Origin of the sequence: Corynebacterium sp. PCR 32 (genome assembly GCF_037464985.1) — a bacterium.
GTDB classification, from domain to species: Bacteria; Actinomycetota; Actinomycetes; order Mycobacteriales; family Mycobacteriaceae; genus Corynebacterium; species Corynebacterium kroppenstedtii_D.
Window position 1 is genome coordinate 261,205 of sequence record NZ_JBAHVL010000001.1, and the last position, 10,802, is coordinate 272,006.

Consider the following 10,802-nt stretch of genomic DNA (forward strand, 5'->3'; position numbering starts at 1 on the left):
CGTGATGGCGCTCATGATGGGACGGATACGGGAGGGACAACAATGGCCGTGATGCGTGGCCGGATGAGCGGGGGGCGAAATCGCCTCAACCTGTCCCTTGACGAACTCGATTCTGATCAGTATGAGGCAGCTACTGCGCCTCGTGGGCCACTGAGCATCATTGCAGGTGCTGGGACCGGAAAGACTCGTACGATCACCCATCGTATCGCTTACTTGATCGACCAAGGGTTTGTGTCCCCGCACCAAGTTCACGCGGTGACGTTTACCACGAGGGCTGCTGAAGAGATGCGGGAGCGGCTGCGCATTATGGGCGCAGGGTCGGTTCAGGCACGAACATTTCACGCTGCCGCTCGGAAGCAGCTTTCTTACTTTTGGCCGCGTATTGCTGGGGATTTGCCGTGGAGAATCCTCGATGACAAGTTCCGCATGGTATCGCGGGCGTTGAGGAAGACTGGGGTCACAGCGACTAAAGACACTATTCGTGACGTGATGGGTGAGATTGAATGGTCCAAAGCCAGCCTTATTTCTGCCGCAGATTACGAGCACCGTGTTGAGCACCTGCGCCGTGAGCCCCCTATCTCTGCAGAGAAGGTTGCTGCCGCATACCAGGCGTATGAAGATATTAAGGCGACACCTGAGGGCATTTTCCTGGATTTTGACGATCTGCTGTTGTATGTGGCGGGTGCGATGGAAAATCTTCCGGAAGTTGCTGAAGAATTTCGTGCGCGGTATCGAAGTTTCGTGGTCGATGAGTTTCAAGATGTGACACCACTACAACAACGTGTGCTCGATGGGTGGCTTGGCGATCGTGATGACATCACCGTCGTGGGGGATGCCAATCAAACCATTTATTCTTTTACCGGGGCGGACCCTGCCTTTCTTTTGCGTTTTTCTCGACGCTTTGAGAATGCCACGGTAGTTCGTCTGCACCGTGATTACCGTTCGACACCGCAAGTCGTTGATCTTGCGAACAAGGTGATTGCGAAGGCGACTGGTGGGGTGTCGACCTCCGCTTTTCGCCTTGAAGGTCAGCGGCCTGAAGGTCCTGAACCAGTATTTGATGAGTTCGATGATGAATCCCAGGAGGCCTCAGCGGTGGCCCAGCGGATTGGCCGTCTTATTGAGTCCGGTGTGCCTCCGTCGGAGATTGCTATTCTGTTTCGTTTGAATGCGCAGTCGGAAAAGTTTGAGCATGCCCTGGATGAAGCCAATATTCCTCATCATGTTCGTGGTGGGCGTAGCTTTTTCGATCGTGCTGAGATCATGGAATCGTTGGCAGAATTGGAGCGGCTTGCCAATGCTCATATGACGTCGGGGACGATACATACGGGTGATCCATTGATCGCTGATGTGAGAGCCGTATTGGCGAGTAGAGGTCTTTCTCCTCACGCGCCTGCGGGTGAGCGCGCTCGTGAGCGGTGGGAGTCGCTGTCGTCCTTGTATCACCTGACAGTGGACATTATTCATGCGTCTCCGGGGGCGGATTTGCCTGCCGTCATGAGCATTCTGCGTGACCGTGCGCATTCTCACCGTCCTCCTGCCGGGGTGGGGGGTGTCACCTTGGCGACGGCTCATGCTGCGAAGGGTTTGGAATGGGACGCTGTTTTTATCGTCGGTGTGACCGAAGGGACGCTTCCCATGAGGCAGGCGATCGCGGCAGGCTCGTGGGCCATTGAGGAAGAACGACGATTGCTGTATGTGGCTGTGACTCGTGCCCGTGAACATGTACACGTCAGTTGGTCTTTGGCGCGTGAATCTGGTGGGCGGGCGTCGCGAAAGCAGAGCCGATTTCTGGATGGTATTGCGCCAGGGGATGCTCATTTGTCTGAGCGTCCGCGAACGAGGGCGAGACGATCGCAGGTGTGCTCTGTGTGTGGATCGCAGTTGTCGGTGCCGGCGGAAAAAGTGGTGGGACATTGTGCGGATTGTGGTGAGGGTGTTGACGTCGATCTTGTTGATGCGCTGCAGCGGTGGCGGCTACGGCGTGCCCATCAGCAGGGAACGCCTAGCTACACGGTTTTTAGTAACGCCACCATGATTGCTATCGCGGAGCGCCAACCGTCGAGTGCGGCGGAACTGTTAGAGATCAGCGGGATTGGCCCTGCAAAATTAGAGATGTATGGGGAGGATATTTTGCGAATCGTTGCGGAGTCGGCCTCTGCGACGTAAGAGGTATGTGTGTCGTTGGGTCGTTACGGCCAGCGTGGGCCTGTACTGCTGCACACTGGGCATCGTGGATGACGGGGAATTTCTCGACGGGAGACCTCCATTGTTCGAGGGTTAAGGCTTATTGATGCGCCGATTGTCGGTGGAACGGGAAGCGAGGGGACAGTGAGCCAGTCGTTGAGGGCTGACCACTGCGCTGTGATAATGCCCGAAGCGACGGTGTACATCTCGTGTGTGAGGGTTGGTGTGGATGCACTGGGTGCGGAGATCACATCGTCGGCGAGCTCCGGTGACACTGTGGCTATGTGCATGCATAGAGGGCAACCGGAGAAATTCTCATCACAGGAGTGGGGCGTGGAGGCGCTTACCATTGTTGGGCCGACCCGCAACGCGCCGTCGTGAACGGTGATAAACATGTATGGTTTCGTGATGCGGGAGAGTAATGCGGGGGATGGAACTGCACCTGCCACGATGCTGGCACGGGGTTCGCTGCGGTGATGCTCGTCGTCCAGGGTTGGGGAGGTATCGCGGTGGTGTGCTGCGGGTTCCGTTTGCCTTTCGACGAGGGCGGGGGTGAGAATTCGGTGGCTGGGGAACATATCGGCGAGTACGTGGGTGAACGCGCCGGTGGCGACGAGTGTGTGTGGTGGTGGTATGCTTGCTCGGCTCCGACCCGGTTCGACATTTCCTGGGATGACGAGTGATGTGCGGAGGAGCTCGTCGATGAGGGTGAGTGCGAAGGCATGGGAGACGGACGCTTTGACGCGGTCGATGATTGATGCTGTGGTGCGAGGGGACGTGCATGTGAGTAGTGCCCGTGCGACTCGATGCGCAGCAGCATGGTTTGTCATGGGGATGACCACTGCGGTGGAACGATCAGCGCCGACTTGGAGTAGGCCATCGGGTCGGACGAAAACGCGGGTTCCTGATGCTAGACAGATCGTATGCGGCCAACGCATGGTGTGCTCCCCTGGTAGATATAGTGACGATTCCCCCGTCCGTGCCCTGTGGCATGGCGTTGTGTGTAGTGTAGCGGTCGCGCGTGGTCAAGGCTGTAGAGTGAAGTCATGCCCCCAAGAGTGAAGCGAGATGTCGCTGCGATCGTGGAGGATTTTGCGCCAGAGGTGGAAATTCGGCTGTCGTCGCGGAGGACGAAAACGCTGTCGGCGCGTCGGGAGGCCGGTCGTATTGTGGTGATGGCTCCCGCGGGGATGTCAGCTGGGGCGCTGAGGGAGTCTGTTGAGTCTCTTGTGCGGCGGGTGGAGAAGAGATCATCTGTTGTGGATCGGTCGGACGCTGATCTTCAACGGCGTGCTCAGCGTCTGAATTCGAGGTATTTGGAGAATCGAGCGGTGTGGACGGACATCCGTTGGGTGACAAATATGGAACGGCGGTGGGGGTCATGCTCCCCGGATACGGGGCGGGTTCGGATTAGTCATTACCTTAAAGATGTCCCAGATTACGTGCTTGACCAGGTTATTGTCCACGAATTGGTCCATACGTTTATTCCGAACCACTCAGACGAGTTTTATTCGTGGGCACACCGTATTGATCAGTGGGAGCGTGCTGACGGCTACCTTGAGGCGTATCAGCGGTGGGGACGTGGTATGGGGCAGCAGCAACGATAAGAAGGGGGTCGGGGGTGCCGGGAGCTGCCCCCGCCTATGAGCTATATGTCGCCATCGTCGGTGTCCTGGTGGGGGGTGTTGCCTGGGGCGTTGTCGTCGTTCGACTTGTCATCCGTGGTCGTCGTGTTGCCATCTGGTTGGTTGCTGCCCTTGCCTTCGTTGCTGTGAGGTGCTGTGCCTGCTTGTGCGTTGAGTTCACGCTCCAGCTTTTCAATTTCGCTGATGGGGTTGAATTCCTCATGGTCGGATTCGCCGAGGATGCTGTCGATAAATTCGGCAGGGTGAGCGATGTCGTTGGCCGTGGGCAGGAAGTCGGGGTGATCCCACACATGGTCGCGGCGGTCGATGCCCACTGCAACGGTGAGGCGTCGCCATAGTTCGGCGGCGTCGTCGGCATGGCTAGCGGAGAAATCCAGCCCGGTGTTTCCGGCCATGTTTTCCAAACCTGGTTTCATCGTGCGGCGCGCTGACCAGGATTTTTGTATTGATTCCATGACGGGGATGCGGTCGAAGAGGGCGTCGGCAAGAACATTATCCACCCACCCTTCAACCAGTGAGAGGATGGTATCTAGCTGAACACCGGCATGCTCATTGGACGCCACAATCTGCGGTGAAAGGTCCATGTTTTGGATGTGCTGGAACATATCTTGCATTCGCGATGGGTCTGAAAGCGCTTCGGGATCAATGGCGCGCGATGCTTCTTCCATCGCAGATGTATCCAGGGAGAGACCGCGAGAGTACGTTTCCACCGCGAGGAGCAGGCGTTCTTCGAGCCAGGGAACGTACGCCAATAGTCGTTGGTGGGCGAGTTCGCGGGCGCAGAGGTAGATGAGGATTTCCCGCTTTGGCTTATTGAATTCGTCAGCCAGTGTATCCAGCTGCCCGGTGAGGATCGCACTGCCGTGTTCATCGTCAAGGGAAAATCCCCATTCCGTCACTGTCGTGACAGAGGTTGCGATGTCTCCAAGGATACGGCCTAGTTGCATTCCCATATTCATGCTTCCAACCTGTGTCAGCATACCAAGCAAGGACCCTGCCATTTGCTTAGCTTCCTCGGGGAGCGCATCTTTTTGTGCTTCATCGAGGCTTTCTGCGACTGGCTTGATAAAACGCTTCCATGTGGGGAATGTTCGGGACAACCATTCTGTGGGTTCCCACACGTGAGGTGTGTGTCCTCTGCTGGGGAGAATTGTTGCGTCGCTCAACCATAGTTCGACCAGCCTGGAGGATTCGTCGACGGCTTTATGGTCGGAGTGTCGGACCGGTGTCGGATTGGATTGCTTAATGGTTTGTCGCGCAATTTTTTCCGCCATCGCGAAATTGACGGGCCCTTTGGCGTCAGGAGAGTTCATCGAGGAACCCATTCCAGACAGCATGGTTCCAAATTGGCTAAGAATATCGCCTAAATTGCCGTTTCCTGGGGACCCGCTGAACGCAAACCCCCCAGGAAATGCGCTAAACCCAGGAATATCCCCGCTAGACCCACCGGGCATGGAAAAAAATGATTCGAAAGGGTTCGTTGGGCCACTGTCATTGCCATTGTCATCATTACCGTGACGCCCGTTGTTGTTATTGCGGTGATCACCATTGTTTTTATTGTTGTCGTGGTCGTTGTCGTCATTATTGTCATCGTGGTGTGAAGAAAAACCGAAGCGGTGGTTACTCATAGCCCCTACGGTACCGGTTGAGGAAAGTAAGTCTCCACATGCTGATAGCGAACGGTTGTCACGAGCGCAACGAACGTGTCCGGTACGCTGGAACGCTGTGAACCTGCGCAGCAAGACAATGATTCTCGGTGCAATCCCTGTGGTTGCGTCCGCTGTTGCACTGAGTATGACAACAATCCCTGGAACCTCACTTGATCTTTCCGTGCCTTATGCAGCCGAAGGGCCAGGCCCGACGTTCAATACGTTAGGCGAGTCGGCAGGCAAGAGTGTTGTGGAGATCTCAGGGACTCGCACGTATCCGACGTCGGGGCATCTCAATATGACGACGGTTTCCGTGCGGCATGGAATGTCATTACCGCAAGCCATTACCCGCTGGGCAACGACACATGACACCCTGGTTCCTCTTGAGCAAATTTTTCCATCGAATCAATCACCTGAAGAAGTGAATAAGCACAATGCGGCGCAGTTTGCTTCCTCAGAAAGCAACGCCACTGTTGCGGCGATGAAATATCTTCACCGGCCCATGGCGGTGACAGTGATATCACAACCACCTGGGGTTGATCAGATCCATAAAGGTGACATTATTGAGGCCGTTGATGGTCAGGCCATTAAACAGCCAGGGGATCTCGTGACGGTTATTCGGCGTCATAAAGTGGGAGATCAGGTGACTCTCCGTGTGACCAGGGATGGACGGTCTGACACTGTGACCGTTCCGGTGCGGAAAGCAGAGTCGGACAACACTCCGGTCTTGGGGATTACGGTTAAACACGTCCCGGCGGACGGCACGTCGATTAATTTCCATTTGGATGACATTGGTGGCCCTTCAGCGGGATTAATGTTTACATTAGCTGTTATCGACAAGCTCACTCCCGATAATTTGACCAACGGTAAGTTTATTGCGGGTACCGGCACTATTGATGCCAATGGTGATGTAGGGCCGATCGGTGGTGTCACGCATAAGATTGACGCTGCCAAGAAAGCAGGAGCCACCATGTTTATGACCCCGGCTGATAACTGTGCGGAAGCACTCTCAGGCGACCATGATGGCGTCATGTTGGCGAAAGTGAACACCGTTGACGACGCAGTCACTGCGTTGAAAGACGTTCGCGCCGGGAAAACCCCGACGACGTGTTCATAATGTGGGCAACAGTGTGTTCATGTGTCGACACGTGGGGCAGTATAGAGCTTAAGGGCAGTTCGGCGAGTCACACGAGGAGTTAACGTGCGTGAAAGTCAATCTTACGGAGACGTGCCGGTGCGACGCGATGTCCATAGTGGAGGTGTGTCGGCTGCCAGGTCGGCTCGTATGCAGCGAGCATCCGACCTTTGTGATGGTGAGGGTGTTCCGGCAGTGACGGCCGAGGGGATTGCTCTGTCTGCTGCTGAAGGGCGTGTGTTCGGAAGCCTTAGCTTTACAGTTCCGGGGCGGGGGTTGACGGTTCTGTGTGGTCGTGGGGGTTCAGGCCGGACATCATTAGCGTTGAGTTTGTCCGGTCGGATGAAGTTGGATGCGGGTTCATTGACGGTTTTGGGGGAGCGTCATCCCAGTAAGATCAATAAGATGGTGGCCGTTGCAGGGGTGGAGGCTATTGATGGTCTCGATGGCGACGTTCGCCTCAAAACTATTTTAACTGAGCATAAGGCGTGGTCACGGCCGTGGATATGGTGGACGAAACCGGCTGATCAGGACTATTACGAGTCCGTGTGTGGGGAGGTTTTTGGGGATCTCCCACGTCCGCCGCTTGGCGCGTATGTCGCCGAGCTCAACAGTTTGGATAATATTCTGATCCGGATTTCGCTGGCTTTAGCCCCGGCTCATTCTCAGGAGATCCGGATGTTGGTCATGGATGATCTTGAGCAGGTTCGTGAGTATGATCTTCGCCTCGCTCTCATTGGTGTTTTGTCACGCTTGGCCGAACGAATGCCAGTGGTGGTGAACACGGTGAACCCGCTTCCAGATTCGCTCGTGCCGGAACACACGTTAATTGAGTTATGTACCACGGATACTTCCACGGAAGCTGACGCGACATTGAGTACGACCGCGGTTGTCGGTGATCGGCCGGGAGATGGTGCACCTGGCTATGAGATCCGTAGAGGCAATGCCGTCGTCGCCGGGCCTGACGAGGAGACACAATCATGATTTCTGGCTTAAACTTGGGTTCGGAGCTTCGTCGTTTTCGTCGTTCCACGCTGGGGCGCCTTGCGATTGCTGCCATTATTTTTATCCCACTGTTGTACTCGTGCTTGTACTTGTGGGCGTTTTGGAACCCGTTTGGTCATGTAGAAAAGCTTCCTGTCGCATTTGTCAACGATGACAAGGGCGCTCGTGTCGAGGGGAAATCTGTTCGGGCCGGTGATCAGATTGTCGACACACTGAAGAGCAATAAGAAGGTCCACTTTGACTTTGTTAGTAACGACAAAGCGGCCAAGGGTGTGAAAAACGGGGACTACTACTTCGTGGTGCGTCTCACCCCAGGTTTTTCTCAGGCTGTGGCGTCTCCTAGTGGTACCAAAGCTGAACATGCTGTGATCCAAACGAACTACAATTCAACGAATGGTTATCTTGCCACGCTCATTGGTCAGAATACGATGCGTGAGATGGTTCCGGCGATCTCGTCGACGCTGGGGGAAAAGACCATTGGGAAAGTGCTGGTGAGTATGCAGGATGCGGGGGCTGGGATTGCTCAGGCTGCTGATGCTTCCACCAAGCTGCAGGGGGGTTCCGAGGAAATTGGACATAAACTCGGTGATCTCAAAAATGGTGCTGACCAGCTCGATTCTGGGCTAGGAACGGCACAAGATGGGGCAGTGAAGCTTGCGGGGGGTGCTACGACGTTACAGAGTGGCGCTACTGAACTCTCTCGTGGCGCCACCACACTGCACGATAAGCTCGGTGAAGCAAGCGCGGGCGTTGCTACTCTCTCGGATAAAATGGGTGAGGCAAAGGTTGGGGCGGACAAAATTCACGACGGCATCGGCCAGGTGGACCACAAGCTGGGTGATGTGTCAAACGGTTCAGCCAAGCTTGCCGATGGAGCGGACACGATGAAGGCCGAGGTGGAGAAGAGTACCGCACCACTGGCAAAAATTGATGCAACGATGGGCCAGTTGGCGGGCGGTGTTGCCACGCTCGGTGGTGTCGCATCGCAGGTCAATGGTGGTGTTCAACAACTTAATGCCATCGTCCAGCAGGCGTCGACTGCGCAAGCTGGGCAGGCGGAACAAGTTCGTAAGCTCGCTGATCAATTGCGTGAAGCCTCTGATCCAACAGCGCACAATATTGCGAGTCAGCTTGATGCCGTGGCTACCCACCTTGATACACAGGGGCTCGGTAAAAATTCTGATGGCCTGGCCACGATAAACCAGCTTTCCCAGGGAACCTCAGCATTGGCATATCAACTCAATGACCCCAAGGCAGAGATGAGGGGTGGGTTGAATACGCTCGCGACAGGGGCCGGGCCAATCAAAAGCAAGCTTGACGAATTAACCAATGGGTTAAGTCAACTGAGCGCTGGTGCTCACGCGGTTGCCTCTGGGTCAAACCAACTGCGCCGCCAGGGAACAATTCCGCTTGTGGCTGCCTCAGGTCGGCTCAGCTCTGGGTTGGGCCAGCTCGATCAGGGCGCTGAAAAGTTGAAAACTGGGCTGCCCCAAGCAGTACAGGGCTCCGCTGCACTCGCGGACGGCGGCAACCGACTTGCGGCTGGCACGACACAACTGAAAGATGGCGCTACGCAACTGTCTGATGGAACAGCACGACTCCGCCACGGTGCTCATCAGTTGTCTGATGGCGCCGGTGCATTAAAGGATGGAGCAGGTAAAGTATCCGCAGGTTTGGGCCAGTTGAAAGAAAAACTTGGTGATGGCGCCAAAAAAGTTCCGTCATGGACAACTCCTCAGCGTGAAGCATCTGCGCGTGTCATGGCAGATCCTGCGAAGCAATCAGCTAAAGACCTGGCGGGGAACCAAGTGTTCGGTTCTGGTCTCGCTCCGTTCTTTTTCTCCATGGCTATGTTCATTGGTGGCATGATCATATTCTTGTTGCTCCGACCAATTCAGAATCGCGCGGTGGCCTCAGGTGTGTCTCCACTTCGCGCAGCTCTAGATGGTCTGTGGCCGGCAAGTCTCATCGCCATGTTGCAGGCCACGATGATCGTCGTGGTGGCTCTTGGATGTATTGGTTTGCATGCGGAACACCCGTGGTACCTTTGGTTTTTTGCCATGGGAGCAAGTGTGTGTTGTGCAACCATTCACCAAATGTTGAATGTCGCGTTGGGGCCAGGACCAGGCAAGGTTGCGGCGATGGCCTTGCTGATGATGCAGATTCTCTCCTCGAGCGGCCTCTATCCTGTTGAGACTGAACCTATGATGTTCAGATGGCTCCATCCGGTGAATCCGTTGACCTACACCGTCAACGGGTTCAGGCAGCTGATGTACGGCAACATTGACGGGCGCCTGGGACAATCGATTCTGGTCATCGTCGTTGTCGGGGTAGTGTGTGTGAGCCTGACCGCGTTATGTGCTTACCGCAACCGGATGTGGACGGTGAAGCGTCTACACCCAGCGATCGACATCTAGAACGCGTCTCCATGAGGCGGCCCAGTGGCAGGCGGGGCGATTCAGCCCCATCCTTTGGTGGTTGGGTCATCCTCGTACGAGGTCGCCTCGGCATTGTGCCCGGCGTCAAACGTGGACCGTAGAAGCGCAACGATCCCGGGGGCAACATCGGGCCCACCGAGGAGGTCGATGTTGTCGTGTCCGAATGCTCCTGCTGCCTTCAATTCGTCCTCGGTGGGGCGGAGTTGAAGCAGGGTGAGGTCGGGGCCGCCATCGATGATTCCACTAAATAGTCGAGCTTTTCGGGGTGGGGTCCCGGGTTCGGCGGAATTCTGAAACATGATTTCTTGCGCCACAATCGCGCCTGTGACGGTGGGGGGCCACGCTGTCCGGGCGACATAGTCCTGGAGCTCATCACCTGAACCCATGTCGGGTAAATCTTGGACAACGAGCGTTAAGTTGTCCTGATCGGCGTCGTCGATAGCTGCTCCGGTTTCCCGTGCAATAACCGACGTAGGCACGAGCCCGAACATTGTCGGTGGCTGATCCCACCCTTCGGCATGGATGAAATCAACGGCTTCACGCATGGCGCGTTCGAGAAGTTGGCGGTCGGTGGGGTGATGGGGCTCGGCGCCTACCAAGGGATCTGCGGATGTGTAGGGGGAGGAAGAATTCGGGGAGGATAGCTCTGAATGCGCCGTGTGGTGTTCGTGCATAGGGAAAGTATCTCTGCCGTGGGGATGTACTCGCAAAAAGCCTGGTGTGTGGGGCGGTCGGGTGCCAG

General features: G+C 55.9%; 8 protein-coding genes. 5 read left to right on the top strand and 3 right to left on the bottom strand.

Translation table 11 applies throughout. The annotated features are described in order from the left end of the window. The first annotated feature begins 42 nt into the window (after nucleotides 1-42). Nucleotides 43-2,169 carry an ATP-dependent DNA helicase UvrD2 gene (locus V5S80_RS01070; RefSeq protein ID WP_395168918.1) on the top strand — a complete coding sequence of 709 codons (2,127 nt, stop codon included), beginning with the start codon at nucleotides 43-45 and terminating at the stop codon, nucleotides 2,167-2,169. Nucleotides 2,170-2,192: 23 nt separating this feature from the next. On the opposite strand, the gene V5S80_RS01075 is transcribed toward V5S80_RS01070, so the two are convergent. Next, nucleotides 2,193-3,125 (bottom strand): hypothetical protein, encoded by a 933-nt coding sequence (locus V5S80_RS01075; RefSeq protein ID WP_395168919.1) that lies wholly within the window; start codon nucleotides 3,123-3,125, stop codon nucleotides 2,193-2,195. Nucleotides 3,126-3,233: 108 nt separating this feature from the next. On the opposite strand from V5S80_RS01075, the gene V5S80_RS01080 reads away from it, so the two are divergent. Continuing rightward, nucleotides 3,234-3,794, top strand: a complete 561-nt coding sequence (locus V5S80_RS01080) for a M48 family metallopeptidase (protein WP_395168920.1) — start codon at nucleotides 3,234-3,236, stop codon at nucleotides 3,792-3,794. Nucleotides 3,795-3,835: 41 nt separating this feature from the next. Here V5S80_RS01080 and V5S80_RS01085 read toward each other — a convergent pair whose 3' ends face one another. Then, nucleotides 3,836-5,461: a zinc-dependent metalloprotease gene (locus V5S80_RS01085; RefSeq protein WP_395168921.1), complete on the bottom strand. Its 1,626-nt coding sequence runs from the start codon at nucleotides 5,459-5,461 to the stop codon at nucleotides 3,836-3,838. A 97-nt stretch (nucleotides 5,462-5,558) separates the two neighbouring features. Between V5S80_RS01085 and V5S80_RS01090 the strand changes: the two genes are divergently transcribed. From V5S80_RS01090 to V5S80_RS01100, 3 genes are all read left to right on the top strand, one after another. Then, nucleotides 5,559-6,599, top strand: a complete 1,041-nt coding sequence (locus V5S80_RS01090) for a PDZ domain-containing protein (protein WP_395168922.1) — start codon at nucleotides 5,559-5,561, stop codon at nucleotides 6,597-6,599. Nucleotides 6,600-6,683: 84 nt separating this feature from the next. Then, nucleotides 6,684-7,601, top strand: coding sequence for an ABC transporter ATP-binding protein (locus tag V5S80_RS01095; protein ID WP_395168923.1), 918 nt, complete (start codon nucleotides 6,684-6,686; stop codon nucleotides 7,599-7,601). Then, entirely contained in the window at nucleotides 7,598-10,039 is a 2,442-nt protein-coding gene (locus V5S80_RS01100; protein ID WP_395168924.1) for a YhgE/Pip family protein, read from the top strand. The genes V5S80_RS01095 and V5S80_RS01100 overlap by 4 nt, the downstream gene beginning before the upstream one ends. A gap of 41 nt (nucleotides 10,040-10,080) precedes the next feature. Here V5S80_RS01100 and V5S80_RS01105 read toward each other — a convergent pair whose 3' ends face one another. Beyond that, nucleotides 10,081-10,605 carry a PPA1309 family protein gene (locus tag V5S80_RS01105; protein ID WP_395169395.1) on the bottom strand — a complete coding sequence of 175 codons (525 nt, stop codon included), beginning with the start codon at nucleotides 10,603-10,605 and terminating at the stop codon, nucleotides 10,081-10,083. Nucleotides 10,606-10,802: the final 197 nt, after the last annotated feature.